Here is a 19,386-nt window from a genome sequence, read left to right as displayed (position 1 = left end):
CCGCCAGTGCCACTGATGTCATTGGCGAAGGTGGAGTGGTAGCCTAGCGTGTCCACATCGAACAGGCGGGTGAATTGCCCGGGTCCTTGTACGGCCTTGCCTACATTCATCAGGCCCCAGCCAAAAACGCTGGGGTCGCCCAGGTCAGTGGCGGTGGTCAGCAAGGTCTGCTGCAGGTGATATGCCGTGAAGTAGGGGAAGGCTTCCTTCACTAGCGCAGCACCGCCCGCGACGTGGGGGGAGGCCATGGAGGTGCCGCTAAAGGCGACATAGCCGCCAGAGGATTGGACCGAATTAATCCCTGGATTGTCGTCACCACCGGGGGCGGCCAAACACCACTCGGCTGCTACGCCGCACTTGTTCGCATAGGAGGCTAAAGAACCATCCTCGCCCAGGGCTGTCACGGCCAGCCAGTTATCTTTTAGTTCAGGAAACCAGTAGGGGGAGCCTGCCAGCAGGTCAGGGTGGTCCTGCGATTCATTGCCGGTGGCAAAGACCATCAGGGAGCCTGCGTCTACGCTGTTGTGGAAAGCCTCGATCGCCAGTGGTTGCCAATCCAGTACGCCTTCAGGCGAGCCATAGTCCAGGACATTGCAAGGTGGTGGGGAACTGGCATCGTTGCAACCATTGACGCCCAGGCTGCTGTTGATGATGGGCAGTTTGAACTGTGCCAGATAGTTCCAGCCTCGGGAGGCAACGCGGTCAAATGCGGCGGCTTGTTCGCGTGGGTCCGGTTCATAAGGATCGTTGCCAAGCATGTCATCATCATCGTCTTCTCTCGCATCGTAGGCGACCGCAAAGAGCTGACTGTTGAAGGCGACACCGTGCATGCCTTTGCCGTCGCGACGTGCGCCAATAATGCCCGCAACGTGGCTGCCATGACCTGCTGGAGGATCGGCATCTATGCCTTGGCCGTTGGCATAGGGGGTATCCGTGTTGAAGTCAAAGCCACCCGCAATGGCACCCGCAAACTCCGGGTGTTTGGCTTCAATTCCCGAATCCAGATAGCCGACCGTCACGCCTTTGCCTGTAAAGCCCAGTGAGTAGGCTTTGGCCGCATTGATCATGTCCAGGCCAGGCTGGCGTTTGTATTCTTTAGTACGCCATTGCTCCAATGAGCTGTCTGCTTGCGCATGGGTAAGGCCAGGCAAAGTCAGACTTAGCAAGGCCATCTGCACCAGCACATAGGTGCTGCGTTTCTTGTTCGACATCTCTTCCTCTCCTGGGTGTTTTTCTCTGTGTGGCGGCAACGTGTTGCGAGGTCGTGTTGTCGAGTCCTTGCGTGCCATTTAACGTCGTAGCTGTTGAATCTTATAGCGGCCAAATTTACGTTTTGTCATGCTTGGCGTTTGAAACACACGAAAACGGACGAGTGCACCGGAAGGGCAAGGAGAAGGAGTGGCGATTTCTCTGGTCAGAAAGGCGTTTAATGAGTGATCTGTTTTCTTTGTCTGGAAATCAGTTGGTGACGCCTTTGTTGCAGAGTCTGCAACATTTTGGGTGCAGGCCGGGGCTTGTAAGGGGCGAAGGCTTACCTGTTTGTCGTGGTATTAAGGTGCTTTGACGTGGTGAAGGCTGGAGCACAGATCCAGCGCTTCCAAGGCTTGCTGCGATTGCGAACTCGGGGACTTCAACCGGCCACAGGCTCTGCCAGCAAGGCACGCACTAGCTCAGGTTTCAAGGTTCGTGCCGCCGCAAACCCGGCAATATGGCGCACCCTGACCAGATCCAGAGCGAAGAAATGAAAGTCCGTAAAGCTGCTTAGAAATTCCATATCGGGAAAACGGGCGGTATAGGCTCGTTTGGCCTGTTCCCAGTCGGGCTGCTCGCGCTCCAGTTTGCGGGCCTGCATTTGGAAGGTGACACGGGGCAAGTCATGGACAGCATCCTGGCCATGCTCGCTTTGGCTGACCATCAGGCTGGCATCGGGACGTTGCAGCAAATAACGGGTGTGAGCCGCCATTTCGCTGATGTGGATGATGATGCTGGCTTGTTCGGGGCAGATCGCAAAAGGGACGCGAGAGACCACCGGCAAGCCCTGATTGCTGAGTGTGCCCAAAGACGCAGTGCGTTCGCTGCGGAGCAGGGCCTGCAGGCTGTTTAGCAATGGATCATCAACAGACATAAAGACACCTATTCTGAAAAAGCTTCCATACTGCGGTTGGGACTTCATTCGTCCCTAAGGGAGTTTCCTTGGGCTGCTCCGCAGAAAAATCTCCGCGCAGCCCCTTTGCTTTATTGCTATCCGAGTGGCGCTTCTGGGGGAGGGCCTGGCGATGAATAGCGATCACGCTGAGCTTTCTCCCCACCAAGGGGCATTTTTATCCTGGAGCAGTCCAGCGGTAAAAGATACTTGCTCACCCCTTACAAAACAGGCCGACATAAAGCCGGCCTGTTCAGGGGGAGTGATGCGTTTGGTTTACACCAGAACGCGCTCAATACCACCGTCGTTGGCACGGCGTACGTAGTCCGCCATCCAGTTCTCGCCCAGCATGTGCTTGGCCATTTCCACCACGATGTAATCCGCATCCATCTTGGTTTCGTCCTCGTAGCGGGACAAACCTTGCAGGCAGGACGGACAGGAGGTCAGCACTTTGACTTCGCCCTGGAAACCATCGGCACGGACGGCGTCCTGGTTCTTTTGCAGTTCTTCGTGCTTGCGGAAACGGATTTGCGTGGAAATATCCGGACGCGACACCGCCAGCGTGCCCGACTCGCCACAGCAGCGGTCGGCCTTGATGGTGCTGTCGCCCACCAGGGATTTGACCGTTTTCATGGGGTCTTGCAGCTTCATGGGGCTGTGGCAAGGGTCGTGGTACATGTAGCGCACGCCTTGCACGTCTTCCAGCTTCAAGCCTTTTTCCAGCAGGTATTCGTGGATGTCGATCAGGCGGCAGCCAGGGAAGATCTTGTCGAATTCATAGCCTGCCAGCTGGTCGTAACAGGTACCACAGCTGACCACCACGGTTTTGATATCCAGGTAGTTCAAGGTGGTGGCCATGCGGTGGAAAAGCACGCGGTTGTCGGTGATGATCTTCTCGGCCTTGTCGCTTTGACCGCTGCCGCGCTGCGGGTAGCCACAGCACAGGTAGCCAGGAGGCAGAACCGTCTGCACGCCGACATGCCAGAGCATGGCTTGAGTAGCCAGACCCACTTGCGAGAACAGACGCTCCGAACCACAGCCGGGGAAGTAGAACACGGCTTCCGAATCCACGGAGGTGGCTTCAGGGTTACGGATGATAGGTACGTAATCCGAGTTCTCGATATCCAGCAATTTACGGGCAGTCTGCTTGGGCAGGCCGCCGGGCATCTTGCGGTTGATGAAGTGGATGACCTGTTCGCGGATTGGTGCCTTGCCGATGGTGGCAGGGGGAGCGCTGACCTGTTTGCGAGCAGGGGCAGCCAGCAGATTGTGCACCGCACGCTGGGCCTTATAGCCCACTTCAATCATGGCGGTACGAGTGGCCTTGATGACGCGCGGGTCCTTGGCGTTCAGGAAGAACATGGCCGCAGCCGAGCCCGGATTGAAGGACTTCTTGCCCATGCGGTTCAGTAAGGAGCGCATTTCCATGGACACATCGCCAAAGTCGATGTCCACCGGACAGGGGTTGTAGCACTTGTGGCACAGGGTGCAGTGGTCGCCTACGTCTTCAAACTCTTCCCAATGCTTCAGGCTGATCCCGCGACGTGTTTGCTCTTCGTACAGGAAGGCTTCGATCAGCAGGGAAGTAGCCAGAATCTTGTTGCGGGGCGAGTACAGCAGGTTGGCGCGTGGCACGTGGGTGGCACAGACCGGTTTGCACTTGCCGCAACGCAAGCAATCCTTGATGGCATGGGAGATGGAGCCGATTTCGCTGCGTTGCATGATCAGCGATTCGTGACCCAGCAGGTTGAAGCTGGGGGTCCAGGCGCGGCTCAAGTCCGCACCGGGCATCAGCTTGCCAGCGTTGAAGTGGTTGTTCGGGTCCACTTCGCGCTTGTAGTTCTGGAAAGGCTCCAGCTCTTCTTGAGTCAGGAACTCGTACTTGGTCAAACCAATTCCGTGCTCACCGGAAATCACGCCGTCCAGACCGCGCGCAATTTGCATGATGCGGGCCACGGTGACATTGGCTTGCTGCAGCATGCCGTAGTCGTCCGAGTTCACGGGGATGTTGGTGTGTACGTTACCATCACCGGCGTGCATGTGCAGCGCCACAAACACACGGCTTTTCAGCACGCGGTCGTGAATGGCTTGCAGTTCGGTCAGTACGGCCGCGCAGTCGGCGCCGGGGAAAATATGTTCCAGGTTTTCGCGGATCTCGCTCTTCCAGGAGGTGCGGATCGTGTGATCTTGCAGCAGCTGGAAAATCGAGGTGTTCGGGTCTTCTTGCAGACGGGCCTCGATCGCGGCGCTGTCCAGCGGCACACCAATCTCGGCCAGCTCAGCCTGCGAGTCTTTCAGCGGCTTGTCCAGATTGTCCTGCAGCCACTGCCAGCGCTGGCGCACATCGCGCACGATTTGCAGGGCGTCGTGACGGCGCTCGTCCAGAATCTCTTCGCGGGTGTGCTCGGCGTCGTTGTGATCTTCGATCTTGCCCACGGGCAGATCGCCTTGCAGGAAGTTTTCCAGTTCACGGGTCAAGCGCAGCTTGTTGTCCGTGGACAGTTCAATATTGATGCGTTCGATTTCTTCGGTGTACTCACCCATGCGGCGCAGGGGGATCACCACGTCTTCGTTGATCTTGAAGGCGTTGGTATGGCGGGCAATGGCAGCGGTACGGGCACGGTCGGCCCAGAACTTCTTGCGGGCTTCGGCGCTGACGGCTACAAAGCCTTCACCGGAGCGGCCATTGGCCAGACGTACGACTTCTGAAGCGGCCGTTGCCACGGCATCGGGGTCGTCGCCCACGATGTCGCCAATCAGGACCATCTTGGGCAGACCATCGCGCTTGCTCTTGGTGGCATAGCCCACCGCGCGCAGATAGCGTTCGTCCAAGTGTTCCAGACCGGCCAGAATGGCGCCGATGCGCTTGCCTTCGCCGTTCAGGTAGTCAATGACTTCCACAATGGAGGGCACGGCCTGCTTGGCCTGGCCGAAAAACTCCATACAGACGGTGCGTGTATGCGCCGGCATGCGGTGCAGCACCCAGCGGGCCTGCGTGATCAGGCCGTCACAGCCTTCTTTCTGGATACCGGGCAAACCTGCCAGGAATTTGTCGGTAACGTCTTTACCCAGGCCTTCCTTGCGAAAGCGCCGACCCTCAATGTGCAGGGTTTCGCTGCGCAGCAACTGGGCACCAGGGGCGTAACGGCCATCAAACCATTTGACTTCAAAGTGGGCCATTTCCACGTCGTGGATCTTGCCCATATTGTGTTCAAGACGGGTCACTTCCAGCCAGTTTCCCTGGGCATCGACCATGCGCCACCAGGCGAGGTTATCCAGCGCAGTACCCCACAGCACGGCTTTCTTGCCGCCCGCGTTCATGGCGATATTGCCGCCCACACAGGAGGCATCGGCCGAGGTCGGGTCTACCGCAAACACGGCACCGGCGGCTTCGGCAGCGTCAGCCACACGACGGGTCACCACGCCAGCACCGGTCAGAATGGTGGTGACGGGCTCGGACATGCCGGGCAACGTGGTTTGTTCAGGCTTGCCAATGGCATCCAGCTTTTCGGTGTTGATGACAACCGAGCGCCAGCTAAGTGGAATGGCACCGCCGGTGTAACCGGTACCACCCCCACGCGGGATGATGGTCAGCTTCAGTTCGATACAGGCGCGCACCAGGGCGGCCATCTCGTTTTCGTGATCGGGGGTGAGCACGACAAAGGGATATTCCACACGCCAGTCGGTGGCGTCAGTGACGTGCGAGACGCGCGACAGGCCATCAAACTTGATGTTGTCCTTGGCGGTCAGGCGCGACAGGGAGCGCACAATTTTCTGGCGCAGCTCGCGGGTATCGGTAAATTCTTGTTCAAACGAGGCTACTGCACCCCGAGCAGCGTGCAACAGGCGCAGAACCTTGGCATCGCGATCGGGCACGGCGCTGTCGCGGCGCTGGTCAATCTCGTTCAAGCGATGGTTCAGGGCCTCGATCAGTTGATGCTGGCGCTTGGGATTGTCCAGCAGATCGTCCTGCAGATAGGGGTTGCGCTTGACGACCCAGATATCACCCAGCACTTCAAACAACATGCGTGCGGAGCGGCCGGTGCGGCGTTCGGAGCGTAGCTCGGACAGCTTTTCCCAGGCCTCTTCACCTAGCAGTCGCAGGATAATTTCCCGGTCTGAGTACGAAGTGTAGTTGTAGGGGATTTCACGCAGGCGCGGCGTGTCGTTGTTGCGTGCCTGGGCAGCCAGGTGCTTGCTTGCAATGGGGGCGTTCATGGCGATAGTTGGCAAGGCCCGTCAAGGGCGGCTCAGCGAGGAGCAGATAGGCAAAAGACAAGTGTATACGAATCGTAGCAGGGCTGCCCCCTTACTACAGGGCCAAGTCAGGGTTAAGGGGGTGTTTGCGGCCAGTTTGCTGCAAATTACCAACCCAATTTGGGGAAAATCCACAGCAGACCAGCGGTCATGGTGGTATAGCGCGCCAGTTTTCCCACCGCCATGTAAAACACGCTGGGCCAAAATGGCAGGCGTAGCCAACCGGCTACGGCACACAGGGGGTCGCCTACCACGGGTAGCCAGGACAAGAGCAGGGCGGGCGGTCCCATGCGGGTCAGCCAGCGCCGCCCCAGCTCGTGCCAGCGGCCTGCGGCCTTGTTCTTGGGAGTTGCGCCGTCTTCTGTGTGTTGCGGGTGCTTCTCGCGCCAGGCTTCGTAGGCTTTCTCGGCGCCCAGACCCATGGCATAGCTGATGGCCCCACCTGCCGTATTACCCACAGTGGCAACCAGCACGGCGGGCCAGAACATATGTGGAGCCAGATTGATATAGGCGAATACGGCGGGTTCCGAACCCAGGGGGAGCAGGGTAGCCGAGACCAGGCTGATGATGAAAATGGCGCTCAAGCCCACTTCGGGCAGAGATAGGGCGGCCAAGAGCCACGAAATAAGATCAGAGATCCAGGCTTGCATAAGTAATGTGGACGGGTTTTGTAGGGAGTAATGGACGCCAGTTAGGGCATCCGCCTATGGTATTCTGTTTTTCTTTTCCGGTGAGCGGTCTCAGGCAGGGGCCTGCGGCTGGCCTTGGTGGCAAAACCGGTTGTTACTAAAAGCTGAGTCATGTCGAACGATTACCTAAAGCGCATTCTGACCTCGAAAGTGTACGATGTTGCCATCGAAACACCACTTGAACCCGCTCCCCAGGTATCGGCACGAATTAGTAACACGGTCCTGCTCAAGCGCGAAGACTATCAGCCTGTTTTTAGCTTCAAGCTGCGCGGTGCCTATAACAAGATGGCCAATCTGTCGGCCGCAGAATTAAAACGGGGTGTATTGGCCGCTTCGGCGGGTAACCACGCGCAAGGCGTGGCCATGGCAGCGCGCAAGCTGGGTTGCCGTGCCGTTATCGTCATGCCAACCACCACCCCGCAAGTAAAAATTGATGGTGTACGTAATCTGGGCGGCGAAGTGGTCCTGGTGGGCGAGAGCTATTCGGATTCCTACCAGCACGCTCTGGAACTGCAAAAGAACGAAGGCCTGACCTTTGTGCACCCTTTTGACGATCCTGATGTGATCGCCGGGCAGGGCACGGTGGCCATGGAAATTCTGCAACAGCACCCCGGCCCGATTGAAGCGGTCTTTGTCGCGATTGGCGGCGGCGGTCTGGCGGCGGGCGTCGCCACATACATCAAGTCCTTGCGTCCTGAAATCAAAGTAATCGGCGTGCAGACCGAAGACTCCTGTGCCATGGTGCGCAGTATCAAGGCCGGTCGTCGTGTGAATTTGTCGGACGTGGGCCTGTTCTCTGACGGGACTGCCGTCAAGCAGGTGGGTTCCGAAACTTTCCGTCTGGTGCGTCAGTATGTGGATGATTTTGTCATCGTGGATACGGATGCGATTTGTGCGGCTATCAAAGATGTGTTTCAGGACTCGCGTAGCGTGCTGGAACCGGCTGGTGCCTTGGCTTTGGCGGGTGCCAAGCGCTACGCTGCTCAAAACAAGCTCAAGAACAAGACCCTGATTGCGGTCACGTCCGGCGCGAACATGAACTTTGACCGTATGCGCATGGTGGCGGACCGTGCAGATGTGGGCCAGGCTCGTGAAGCTTTGTTTGCCTTGACGATCCCCGAGGCAAAAGGCAGCTTCCGCCGCCTGTGCGATGCCCTGGGCACCCGCTCGGTGACGGAGTTCAACTACCGCATGTCCAATCCTGAAAAGGCGCACGTCTTTGTGGGTATGTCGATTTCCTCCGAAGCGGAGATCGAAAAGCTGGAAGAGCGTTTCGTAAAGAAAGGCTTTGGCACTTTGAATCTGACGGGTAACGAGCTGGCCAAGACCCATGTGCGTCATATGGTGGGTGGGGTGTCCAGTCAGGCTACGGACGAAGTCCTGCTGCGGTTCGAGTTTCCAGAGCGTCCTGGTGCTTTGCGTAAATTCCTGTCCAGCATGAATCAGGACTGGAATATCAGCTTGTTCCATTACCGTAATCAGGGTGATGACTACGGTCGCATTCTGATCGGTATCCAGGTCCCGTCTTCCGATAAAAAGGAATTCAAGGCTTTCCTGGGCAATCTGGGCTACCCGCACTGGGACGAAACGGATAACCCGGCTTACAAGCTGTTTTTGTAAGTCTATGGAGGGCGCACGGCATTCGCTGTCTTGCCTCAGACCAAATGAAAACACCTCGCTTGGAAAAGCGAGGTGTTTTTTTATTGGGGCTTGAATGTGGTGGCTGTCGTTGGAGCCGTATTGAGCCTGGGAGCCAGGAGCAGTGGGTGTCTGCTCCTGAGTTCGTCATGGGGGATTGGTTCAAGCCGCCTTACTGCCTTTGCGGCCTGATGGGCCGTTTGGCCATACGAATGTGCGATAAGGCCAGATGCCCGTTAGTACGGTGGCGACTTAACAAGCTCTATGTCACACACTGTTTTAGAGCCTGCCGCAACGGCTCCAGGCTGTCATTCAGACGTGCGAAAGCCTGTTCCTGACGGGCAGCCAGTGCATGGGCCTGTTCTACCGTCACCACTTCAAAGCCCAGATTCTGACCGGGCAAACGCTGGGCAACTTGAGCCAGATCCACGCTGATGACTTGTCCGATGCGTGGATAGCCGCCTGTAGTTTGCCGGTCTGCCATCAACACAATGGGCTGGCCATCGTTGGGGACTTGAATCGTGCCAAAGCAGGTGGGGGCGGACAGCAGTTCTTTTGGCGACTTGCGCTGCAAGGGCTGGCCTTCCAGGCGATAGCCCATGCGCTCTGAGGCCGGGCTGATGCGGTAGCTTTGGCCTTGGAACAATTCCAGCGATTCGTCGGTAAACAAATCGGCCTGATCCAGCATGACGCGCAGGCGTTCCCGTGGAGCCAGGGCCAGGGCGGCGGGCATGTAAATGCGCAGCTCATCCAGCTCGGCTTGCAGACTGTTCAAGGTCGTTTCGTCATTGGGTAGTGGTCGAGCCAATGCGATCTGGTCGCCTTTCTTCAAGGCGCGGCCTTCAAAACCACCCAGGCCAACGCGCATGTGGGTGCTTTGACTGCCCAGCAGGGATTCGACCTGAAAACCGCCGTAAACAGACAGGTAGCTACGGGCACCTTGGCCGGGTTTGGCGGACTGCATCGTCAGGGCTTGTCCGGCACGTGCCAGAGTAGGGCGCAGGACTGCTACGGGTTGGCCGTCCAGGCTGGCATTCATATCTGCGCCGGTCAGGACAAACAGGGCAGCTTCGTCAAAGCGCAGGCTGGGGCCTTGTACGGTAATTTCCAGGCTGGCCAGATCCTGGTCGGTGGTATTGCCTGCTAGCAAATGGGCCAGTCTGTGGGCGCGTTCATCCATGGCACCGCTGGGCGAAACCCCCAGGTGCTGGTGTCCATAACGGCCTCGGTCTTGCAGGCTGCTCATCATGCCTGGTTTGAGGATATGCACCGTCATGCGGGTGTCCAGTGATCAAACTGCTCGTGAGGCAGAGGCACAAAGCGCACTTGGTCGCCGGGGGCGAGCAGGGCGGCGGGCGAGCGCCGGGCATCAAACAAATTAACTGGCGAGCGGCCAATAAGATGCCAACCGCCGGGGGATTCGTTGGGGTAAATAATGGTTTGCTGGTTCGCAATGGCGACCGAGCCTTTGGGCAGCACAGTGCGTGGTGTGGCGCGGCGCGGCACATTCAGTTGCTCGGGCAAGATGCCCATATAGGGAGCGCCGGGGGCAAAGCCCACCATGAATACCAGTTGCACCTGGCTGCTGTGCAGTTCGATGACTTGTTCCTGGCTTAGCCCCAATTGCTCGGCAATGGCAGGCAGGTCCGGACCGAAGAGGCCGCCGTAGCACACGGGAACATCTACCAGTGCGCCGGGAGCGGCCTGGTCCTGGCTGGCATCCAGCTCGACCAGGGCTTGGTGAACATAGTCGTGCAAACGAGCAAGCTGGTCGCTGCTGCCATCCGGGTAAAAGTGGATGGCGACTGCGGTAAAGCTGGGGACCAGATCACGGACACAGGCGGGGGCGTGGTCGCGCAGCAAGCGGGCGGCGCGGGTACAGCGCAAGCCGGTGTCCAGAGAAAGCGGGCCGCTGAACTGTACTAGCAAACAGCGGTCGCCTTGCTCGTTAAGTTGCCAGGATTTGTGCATCTTTATTTGGCGAAAAGCGAATCCAGGCTGTTGAAGGCCTTGAACTCCAGGGCGTTGCCCGAAGGGTCCATGAAGAACATGGTGGCCTGTTCGCCGGGCTCGCCCTTGAAACGGATATAAGGTTCGATAACGAATTTGGTGCCAGCGGCCACCAGCTTGTCAGCCAGGGTCTGCCAGGTGGGCATGTCCAGCACGACGCCAAAGTGGCGCACGGGCACATTATGGGCATCCACCGCGCTGGTGGCGTTGCTGCCACACTCTGAAGGGGCCAGATGAGCCACGATCTGGTGGCCGTAGAAGTTGAAGTCAATCCACTGGTCCGAGGATCGGCCTTCGGGACAGCCCAGTGTCTGTCCGTAGAACTGGCGTGCAACGGCCAGATCATGGACCGGAAAAGCCAGGTGGAAAGGGCGCAGCTCGTTGGTATGGGACATGCTTGGCTCCTGTGCGGCATAAGGCCGCCAACGTGGTCTTCAGAGCCGTTTATTGTAGGGCCAATATGGCCCCACATGTTCTAGCTGTCCTGGAGTCGAACCCGGCTCTTGGGGAAACGCAACATAAATACGCTGCCCACACCCAGACGGCTCTGGATTTGCAGGTCGGCGTTATGTCGCACGATGATGTGTTTGGTGATGGCCAGGCCCAGACCCGTACCGCCGGTGGAGCGGGAACGGCCCTTGTCTACGCGGTAAAAGCGTTCGGTCAGGCGGGGAATATCCTGGGCGGCAATACCGATGCCCGTGTCTTGCACCGAATAACAGGCCTCGCCATTGTCATTCAGATACCAGCGCACGGTGATGGTGCCATCCTTGGGGGTATAGCGCACCGCGTTGGTAATCAGGTTGGAGACAGCCGAGCTCAGTTCGGTTTCCATGCCCTGAATGGCAATGCGAGGGTCCAGATCTGTGACAAAGCTGTGCTGGCCGCCAGAAATAGCCTCGCCTTGTTTCAGCGCGCTTTCAATCAACTGGCTGACCTGTACCGTCTCCCCTTCCACTGTGGGTGAGGATTCCAGCGTGGATAAGGTCAGCAAGTCGGACACAATCGACTGCATGTGGCGAGTCTGCTCCAGCATCATCTGCTCGTAGCGTTGACGCTGTTCCAAAGGCAGGCTTTCGGGCGGCATGTCCTGCAGGGTTTCCAGAAAACCCAGCAAGACGGTAAGCGGTGTGCGCAGTTCATGGGAGACATTGGCCACAAAGTCCTTGCGGGTAGTCTCCAGCATTTCCACCTGGGTGACATCACGCGTCACGATCAGGAACTGGCCCAGGCCATAAGGGGTTAATTGCAGCAGCAAGGAGCGCTCACGTCCGTCTTTGCTCAGATGCAGCAGCAAAGGGCCATCCCATTGAGGCTGACGGGCGTAACGAGAAAACTCGGGTTCGCGCAGGATATTGAAGATGCTGTGATGGCGGTCCGTGGCCAGATTCAGGCCTATGTGCTCACAGGCGGTCTGGTTGCACCATTGCAGTTCCATCTCCCCATTCAGGGTAATGGCACCGTCGGGCAGGGCCTCGGCGGCCATCATGATGCCGTCTACGTAACGATTCAGATCCTGAATTTCCTGGCGATCACGGCGCAGTTGGCGGTAGATGGGAGCCAGAATGGCGTCCCAGGGGCCAACTGCGGGGGGCGGAGGATCATTCAGGTTGCGGGTCCAGCGTTCAACGCGGGAAAGCTGCAGGGTGCTGATGACAACCAGCAATAACAGGCCACCACAAAACAAGGCCAGACCGGTGAATGGCCCTAGCCACCAGCCGATCAAGCTGCCCAACAGGGCCCAGATAACAATAGACGTAAATATGCTGAACATGGGATCAGGCGGTCGGCGCCTTTTCCAGTGGGGAAAGGGCAAAACGATAGCCCGAGCCACGAATCGTTTCAATATTTTTGTCGTGTCCGCTAGGCTCCAGCGCCTTGCGCAAGCGACGAATGTGCACGTCTACCGTACGTTCTTCCACAAATACGTGGTCGCCCCAGACCTGATCCAGCAACTGGGAGCGGGTGAATACGCGCTCGGTGTGTGTCATGAAAAAATGCAGCAGACGGAACTCGGTAGGCCCGATGGTCAGCGCCATGCCCTGGCTGGACAGACGGTGCGTGCTGGGGTCCAGCTGCAGGGTGCCGATGGAGATCACATCGTCAGTTAGCTGGGGAGCGCGGCGGCGCAATACGGCCTTGATGCGGGCAATCAGTTCTTTGGGCGAGAAAGGCTTGGTGATGTAATCGTCCGCACCGGCTTCCAGGCCATCGACCTTGTCCTGTTCCGAGCCTTTGGCGGTCAGCATGATGACCGGAATATGACGGGTACGTTCGTCCGAGCGCAGTTTGCGGGCCAGATTGATGCCCGAGGAGCCGGGCAGCATCCAGTCCACCAGAATCAAATCAGGCAGTTCCGCGCGAATGAGGATCTGGGCTTGTTCGGCATCGAAGGCGCGCAGCACTTTATGGCCGGCAAAAGACAGATTGACAGAGATCAGTTCCTGGATCGCAGGCTCATCTTCCACGACTAATATGCTTGTACTCATTGTTAGCTTCAGACTGGTCCGATAAAAAATAATAGAGGGTCAGGCTGGCTGTCTGTATTGTGCTTGGGCGCGGGGCCTGCTGTTGCCATCAGGCGGCTCAAGGGCAATACGGCAGGCGCTTCAAATCCCTGACTGCACGTAATAGCGCCATCATATGGCGTTAATGTTTCAGGTTTGTGAATGTGTAAAAAAGGGGAGCGCTCAGCGAGCCGGATTTTCGTTTCTGTACCGGGAAATCTGCGTTACGATTATGCACTATGGAAAAACAGCGTCCTCAAACCTCCTCCGCCCAGAACGCCGATACGCACTTCGGTTTTCAAACCGTGGCCGAAAACGAAAAAGCGGGCAAAGTAGCCCAGGTTTTTCATTCGGTGGCTAACAACTACGACATTATGAACGATCTGATGTCGGGCGGCCTGCACCGTATCTGGAAAGCCTTCACGATCGGTCGCGCAGCAGTGCGTCCCGGCATGAAAGTGCTGGATATTGCCGCGGGTACGGGTGATTTGACCAAGACTTTTGCGCGTCAGGCCGGTGCGGACGGCGAGGTCTGGCATACCGATATCAATAGCTCCATGCTGCGCGTGGGTCGTGATCGCTTGCAGGACAAGGGCATCATCACGCCCGTTACGGTCTGTGATGCCGAGCACCTGCCTTTCCCTGACGGCTATTTTGATCGCGTCTCGGTGGCCTTTGGCTTGCGCAACATGACGCACAAGGATCGCGCACTGGCTGAAATGAAGCGGGTGTTGCGTCCGGGCGGCAAATTGCTGGTGCTGGAGTTTTCCCGCGTGGCCAAGCCTTTGCAGGCCCCGTATGACTGGTATTCCTTCAATATCCTGCCCTGTATTGGCAAGTTTGTTGCCAAGGACGAGGAAAGCTACCGCTATCTGGCTGAATCCATTCGCATGCACCCCGATCAGGAAACTCTGGCCGACATGATGCGCGAAGTGGGTCTGGAGCGCGTGCAGTATTTCAATCTGACAGCCGGCGTAGCCGCGCTGCACGAAGGCATCCGCCTGGATTGATGCCAGGCGTTCCCTCTCTATATACAGCGGCACCTTCTGGTGCCGTTCGTTTTTTGTCTGTAATGAACGGTAAAAAAAACATGGTGCATGAGAACTTGTCATGTTAATGTTCAGCTTATCGTAAGTTTTCTTGAATAATCGACTGGGATGGCATGGCCGGGGGCGTCAAAACCCTGTGTGTTAAGCGCTTGTTCTGGTCAGGAGTTTGTGACTATGTCTGGACGGCTTTCTCGTTATTTCATGGCCGCTGTATTGGCTTTTAGCACCGGCGCCTTGCTGACCGTTTCTTATGATGCGGAAGCACGACGCATGGGTGGTGGCTCCAGTTTTGGCCGCCAATCCTCCAACATTACCAGCAACCGCTCGGCAGCGACGCCTCCTGCTGCAGCGAATAACGCGACTCGCTCGGCTACGCCTGCTGCGGGTGCCGCTGCTGCCGGTACGGCTGCGGCTGGTACCGCTGCCAAGTCGGGCATGTCCCGCTTCCTGGGCCCGATCGCCGGTATCGCCGCTGGTCTGGGTATTGCCGCCTTGCTGTCCAGCATGGGTCTGGGCGGTGCTTTCCTGGAAATGATGTCCAGCCTCTTGTTGATCGGTCTGGTGGTCTTCGCCGTTCTGTTCATCGTGCGTCGTCTGCGTGGCTCGGCTGCTCGTCCTGCCATGCAACAAGCCGGTGGTCAGTCCATGATGCGCAATGCTGATCCTGCTCCCAGCCCATGGAAGCAGCCCCAAGCTGCGCCAGCACCTATGCCTGCTGCCGCTCCAGCTGCTCAGCCCGCTGCTGCCGCCGCTGTTCCAGCGCCGCCAGTAGACGAGAGCTGGTTCATCCCCGGTGATTTCGACACGCCTACGTTCCTGGCCAATGCCAAGACCCAGTTCGTGGAAATCCAGAAGCTGTGGGACAAGGGCGACGTGGAGCAACTGCGTACCTTCCTGACCGACGACCTGCTCAAGGAAGCCGCTCCTCAAATCGCTCAGCGCCAAGGCGAGAACGTGACTCAAGTGGTACTGCTCAATGCAGAGCTGCTGGGTATTGAAAAAGTAGCCGACGGCCACCTGGCCAGCGTGCGCTACTCCGGTATGCTGCGTGAAGAAGTGGGTGCAGAGGCTTTCCGCTTTGAGGAAGTCTGGAATCTGTTCAAGGCCGACGGCGCAGGCTGGCTGCTGGCTGGTATTCAGCAGATCCCGGTTGACCCCAACGCTTGATCTTTACCTATACAGACAGCCGCCTTCTTACCCAGGCGGCTGTTCTGTTATGAGCGCTCCCGTTTCGCTGTGATCCCATCTGCCCGTGTTCCTGTCGCCCTGTACATCCGGCCGTGTCTGTGTCGGGTTAAACTGGCTGTTTTAATTGGACTGGTTTACTTGCCCCGGCAGTAGACTTGCATGGACATGCTTGGTATCCCTTCATTCCTAGAACCTGGCGCCGTGGGCGTGCGTTTGCTCAATGCCTTGCTTGATCGCGAGGATTGGGCGCGTGAGCGTTTGCGCAGCCATGCAGGTAAAACCGTGTCGCTGATTGTGGGCCGTTTGCAACTGGTCTACACCATCAGCTCTCAAGGAAAGCTGGAGCAGGGCCATCCTGCCGTCGTGCCGGATGTCACGTTGACACTGCCTCAGGACAAGCTACCTGAACTGCCACAAATTCTTCAAGACGGTGATTTCAGCCGTGTCGCCCAGTTAATGCATGTGCAAGGCGAGGCTGGGCTGGCCAATCTGGTGTCGGACCTGGCGGCCAATCTGCGCTGGGATGCCGAGCATGATCTGGCCAAAATTGTGGGTGATGTCATGGCGGTGCGTCTGTTCAGCGGGGCGCGCCGGGCCGTTTCCGGTTTGCGGGATCTGGGCCAGCGTTTGGCAGGCAATGCCAGCGAATACTTGACTGAAGAAAGTGCTTTACTGGTTACCCGCCCCGAACTGGAACGGATGCGCGAGCAATCGGCTGGTTTGGTCCAACGTCTGGACGAACTGGACCAGCGTTTGAAGCGTCTTGACGCGCGTCGGCGGGAGTCCTGAGCATGTTCTCCTTGTGTCGTCTGCTGACCATTTTGCTGGTTGTATTCCGTTATCGCCTGGACGAGCTGGTGCTATCGAGCATCCGCCACCCTTGGGCATCACGTATGTTGCGCATTGTGCGCCTGGGTCGCAAACCCAAGCTGCCACGTGGCGTACGTTTACGGCTGGCCCTGGAAAGTCTGGGGCCCATCTTCGTTAAATTCGGCCAGGTGCTCTCCACTCGCCGGGATTTGATCCCGCTGGATATTGCCGAGCAACTGGCTTTGCTGCAGGACCGGGTGCCGCCATTCCCTTCGGAGGTGGCGGAAGCCACAATTCAGAAGGCCCTGGGTGCTTCGCCTTACGAACTGTTCCAGAAGTTTGATCGCGAACCCATCGCTTCGGCGTCGATTGCGCAGGTTCACTTTGCCGAGCTGCACAATGGCCGCGAAGTGGCGGTGAAGGTATTGCGTCCCGGTATGCGCGAAGTCATCCATAAAGACTTGCGTCTGATGCGCGTGCTGGCTGCGTTCATGGAACGGCTGGGCCCGGATGCCCGTCGCTTGAAACCGCGCGAAGTGGTGGCCGAGTTCGACAAGTACCTGAACGACGAGCTGGACCTGATACGCGAAGCCTCCAACTGCAGTCAGCTACGCCGCAACTTCACCAAAGATGTAGAGCGTACCCAGCTTTTGATCGTGCCCGAAGTGCATTGGGACTATTGCGCCTCGACCGTGTTCACCATGGACCGCATGAAGGGCATCCCGGTCAACCAGATTGATCGCCTGCGCGCCGCCAATGTGGATTTGAAGGATCTGGCCCGCAAAGGGGTGGAGATTTTCTTCACCCAGGTGTTTACCGATGGTTTTTTCCATGCCGACATGCACCCCGGCAATATTTATGTCTCGGACGCACCGGAGAGCTTGGGCCGTTATATTGCCCTGGACTTTGGCATTGTGGGTTCGCTGTCCGAGTTCGACAAAAACTATCTGGCGCAAAACTTCCTGGCTTTTTTCCGGCGCGATTACCGCCGGGTGGCTCAACTGCACATCGAGTCCGGCTGGGTGCCACCTGAAACCCGTGAAGAGGAGCTGGAAGGCTCGGTACGCGCGGTATGTGAACCGTATTTTGATCGGCCCTTGTCCGAGATCTCCCTGGGGCAGGTGCTGTTGCGCCTGTTCCAGACCTCGCGCCGGTTCAATGTAGAAATTCAGCCGCAGCTGGTGCTGCTGCAGAAAACCCTTCTGAATGTGGAAGGGATGGGGCGGGATCTGGATCCGGAGCTGGATCTGTGGGATACCGCCAAACCTTATCTGGAAAAGTGGATGTACCAGCGTATTGGTCCATCGGGCTTTTATTCGCGTTTGAAACAGGAAGCAGGGCAGTGGGCCCAGATCATGCCGCAGCTTCCGCGTCTGGTGTATTCCGCTTTGAATAGGCCAGAGACAGGGCAGGCGTTGAACCAGGAACTCAAGCTGCTGCGCCAGTCGCAGCAGCAGACCAACCGATTATTGACTGCCTTATGCGCTGTATTGGCGGTTGCGGTCGGGGTGGCCATCTGGGCTTTGGTGGGGCGATAAGTGTGACGACCCCGCAACGCGTCAGTTTTTTTGTGGCTGACATATTTCTGATAACTGCAGGTTCTACGATAGACGCAGGTCCGCCAGCTGATTGCTAAGCTGGCGCTTTCCGGCGCCTTCCGGACGGTGAATGGCCGCCCTCAAGGAACCGCTTGATTCTTTTTAGGAATCGTTATGCTTTACCATGACTTATTTAAATCCATGGAAGCGGTGCGCTGGAATTTTGCGCATGACATACCGTGGGATGACTTTGATGGCAGCAAGCTCACAGACGAGCAGGCCTACACCATCAAAATGAACGCCATTACCGAGTGGGCAGCCTTGCCTGCTACCGAAATGTTCCTGCGTGACAATAAAGATGACAGCGATTTTTGCGCCTTTATGTCCGTGTGGTTCTTTGAAGAGCAAAAGCACTCGCTGGTTCTGATCGAATACCTGCGCCGTTTCCGCCCCGAGCTGATGCCTACCGAGGAAGAACTGCACAAAGTGCGTTTTGACTTCGATCCGGCCCCGGCCATGGAAACGCTGATGCTGCACTTTTGCGGCGAAGTGCGCCTGAACCATTGGTATCGCCGTGCTGCCGACTGGCACACCGAGCCTGTGATCAAGGCCATCTACAAGATCGTGGCTCAGGACGAGGCTCGTCACGCCGGTGCTTACTTGCGCTACATGAAGCGTGCCTTGGTGCACAAGGGCCAGGAATTTGGCCTGCAAGCCCGTCTGGCTTTCTCCAAGATTGGTGTTCTGATGGCTTCTGCTCATCGCACAGCACAGGCGTTGCACCCCACCAACTTGCACGTGAACAAAGCCATGTTCCCGGAAGACACCGTGCAGTCCAAGCTGCCATCGCCTGGCTGGTTGGAAAACTGGCTGGATACGCAGATTCGTTTCGACAAGGAATGGGAGCACAAGGTCAGCTCGCGCATCTTGCACAATATGTCGCTGCTGATGGGTAGCTCGTTCGAGACCGTGCAGGAATTGAACCGCTACCGCAAGGATCTGGCACGTCAGGTCGGCTCTGATTCGACGCTGGTGCAGGCTTGATATGAGCGCACGTTTCGAGGCCAAGGTGATGGGTCTGGATGCCTTGCGTGAAGCGGTGGAGCAGGGGCGCCTGGCGCGCCCGCTGGTCTTTACTAACGGTGTGTTTGATATTTTGCATCGTGGGCATGTCAGCTACCTGGACGAGGCTGCCCAATTGGGTGCCTCGCTGATTGTCGGTGTGAATACCGATGCCTCGGTGCGCCGTCTGAACAAGGGGCCGGAGCGCCCCATCAATCCCGAGCAGGATCGCGCTGCCTTGCTGGCTGCGCTGGCCTGCGTGGATGCGGTGGTCTTGTTTGACGAGGACACGCCCGAAGCCCTGATCGCGGCGCTGCGTCCGGACTTGATCGTGAAGGGCGGCGACTACGATATGGAAGCCTTGCCTGAAACGGCTTTAGTGCGTAGCTGGGGTGGCGATGCAGTCGCGATTCCCTTCGAGTTCCAGCGTTCCACGACAGCACTGGTCAAGAAGCTGCGCGACTAAAAGCGCAGGACAAATTGATGTGTTGAATC

General features: G+C 57.7%; 16 protein-coding genes. 7 read left to right on the top strand and 9 right to left on the bottom strand.

Features of this window, described 5'->3' with window-relative positions:
• The 4 genes from N879_RS19250 to N879_RS19235 form a co-directional block, all read right to left on the bottom strand.
• Nucleotides 1–1,211, bottom strand: a 1,211-nt coding sequence (locus N879_RS19250; RefSeq protein WP_022983643.1) for a S8 family peptidase, incomplete at its 3' end; no start/stop codon positions are given.
• Between the two features lie 419 nt (nucleotides 1,212–1,630).
• The gene (locus N879_RS19245; protein WP_022983642.1) at nucleotides 1,631–2,125 is read right to left on the bottom strand and encodes a HugZ family pyridoxamine 5'-phosphate oxidase; all 495 of its coding nucleotides are present in this window, start codon (nucleotides 2,123–2,125) and stop codon (nucleotides 1,631–1,633) included.
• A 294-nt stretch (nucleotides 2,126–2,419) separates the two neighbouring features.
• Entirely contained in the window at nucleotides 2,420–6,361 is a 3,942-nt protein-coding gene (locus N879_RS19240; protein WP_009458680.1) for a DUF3683 domain-containing protein, read from the bottom strand.
• Nucleotides 6,362–6,507: 146 nt separating this feature from the next.
• Nucleotides 6,508–7,050 (bottom strand): YqaA family protein, encoded by a 543-nt coding sequence (locus N879_RS19235; RefSeq protein WP_022983641.1) that lies wholly within the window; start codon nucleotides 7,048–7,050, stop codon nucleotides 6,508–6,510.
• A gap of 150 nt (nucleotides 7,051–7,200) precedes the next feature.
• Here N879_RS19235 and ilvA point away from each other — a divergent pair, with 150 nt between their 5' ends.
• Nucleotides 7,201–8,709 carry a threonine ammonia-lyase, biosynthetic gene (gene ilvA, locus N879_RS19230; protein ID WP_009458682.1) on the top strand — a complete coding sequence of 503 codons (1,509 nt, stop codon included), beginning with the start codon at nucleotides 7,201–7,203 and terminating at the stop codon, nucleotides 8,707–8,709.
• Between the two features lie 280 nt (nucleotides 8,710–8,989).
• Here the strand turns inward: ilvA and N879_RS19225 are convergent, their stop codons facing one another.
• The 5 genes from N879_RS19225 to phoB form a co-directional block, all read right to left on the bottom strand.
• Complete coding sequence (locus tag N879_RS19225) at nucleotides 8,990–10,003, bottom strand: biotin-dependent carboxyltransferase family protein (protein WP_009458684.1); 1,014 nt, start codon at nucleotides 10,001–10,003, stop codon at nucleotides 8,990–8,992.
• Nucleotides 10,000–10,698: a 5-oxoprolinase subunit PxpB gene (pxpB, locus tag N879_RS19220; protein WP_009458686.1), complete on the bottom strand. Its 699-nt coding sequence runs from the start codon at nucleotides 10,696–10,698 to the stop codon at nucleotides 10,000–10,002. Before pxpB ends, N879_RS19225 begins: the two co-directional genes overlap by 4 nt.
• 2 nt (nucleotides 10,699–10,700) lie before the next feature.
• Nucleotides 10,701–11,132 carry a VOC family protein gene (locus N879_RS19215; RefSeq protein ID WP_022983640.1) on the bottom strand — a complete coding sequence of 144 codons (432 nt, stop codon included), beginning with the start codon at nucleotides 11,130–11,132 and terminating at the stop codon, nucleotides 10,701–10,703.
• A gap of 80 nt (nucleotides 11,133–11,212) precedes the next feature.
• A complete protein-coding gene (phoR, locus tag N879_RS19210; protein WP_009458690.1) occupies nucleotides 11,213–12,511 on the bottom strand; it encodes a phosphate regulon sensor histidine kinase PhoR in 1,299 nt (432 codons plus the stop codon).
• Nucleotides 12,512–12,515: 4 nt separating this feature from the next.
• Nucleotides 12,516–13,226, bottom strand: a complete 711-nt coding sequence (gene phoB / locus N879_RS19205; RefSeq protein WP_039941907.1) for a phosphate regulon transcriptional regulator PhoB — start codon at nucleotides 13,224–13,226, stop codon at nucleotides 12,516–12,518.
• Nucleotides 13,227–13,483: 257 nt separating this feature from the next.
• Between phoB and ubiE the strand changes: the two genes are divergently transcribed.
• The 6 genes from ubiE to rfaE2 all read left to right on the top strand — a co-directional run bounded on the left by ubiE (nucleotide 13,484) and on the right by rfaE2 (nucleotide 19,357).
• On the top strand, nucleotides 13,484–14,254 hold the full coding sequence (gene ubiE, locus N879_RS19200) for a bifunctional demethylmenaquinone methyltransferase/2-methoxy-6-polyprenyl-1,4-benzoquinol methylase UbiE (protein ID WP_009458695.1): 771 nt from the start codon (nucleotides 13,484–13,486) through the stop codon (nucleotides 14,252–14,254).
• 213 nt (nucleotides 14,255–14,467) lie between these two features.
• A complete protein-coding gene (locus N879_RS19195) occupies nucleotides 14,468–15,460 on the top strand; it encodes a Tim44 domain-containing protein (protein ID WP_009458696.1) in 993 nt (330 codons plus the stop codon).
• 180 nt (nucleotides 15,461–15,640) lie between these two features.
• Entirely contained in the window at nucleotides 15,641–16,270 is a 630-nt protein-coding gene (locus tag N879_RS19190; protein ID WP_009458697.1) for a ubiquinone biosynthesis accessory factor UbiJ, read from the top strand.
• A gap of 2 nt (nucleotides 16,271–16,272) precedes the next feature.
• On the top strand, nucleotides 16,273–17,829 hold the full coding sequence (ubiB, locus tag N879_RS19185; RefSeq protein WP_022983639.1) for a ubiquinone biosynthesis regulatory protein kinase UbiB: 1,557 nt from the start codon (nucleotides 16,273–16,275) through the stop codon (nucleotides 17,827–17,829).
• Between the two features lie 174 nt (nucleotides 17,830–18,003).
• A complete protein-coding gene (locus N879_RS19180) occupies nucleotides 18,004–18,873 on the top strand; it encodes a ferritin (RefSeq protein WP_026484472.1) in 870 nt (289 codons plus the stop codon).
• A 1-nt stretch (nucleotide 18,874) separates the two neighbouring features.
• Nucleotides 18,875–19,357, top strand: coding sequence for a D-glycero-beta-D-manno-heptose 1-phosphate adenylyltransferase (gene rfaE2, locus N879_RS19175; protein WP_009458698.1), 483 nt, complete (start codon nucleotides 18,875–18,877; stop codon nucleotides 19,355–19,357).
• The last annotated feature ends 29 nt before the right edge of the window (nucleotides 19,358–19,386 follow it).

Origin of the sequence: Alcaligenes sp. EGD-AK7, from assembly GCF_000465875.3 — a bacterium.
Lineage (GTDB): Bacteria > Pseudomonadota > Gammaproteobacteria > Burkholderiales > Burkholderiaceae_B > Alcaligenes > Alcaligenes phenolicus.
The sequence above is the reverse complement of the archived record's forward strand: the minus strand, read 5'-3'. Positions and strand labels throughout refer to the sequence as shown.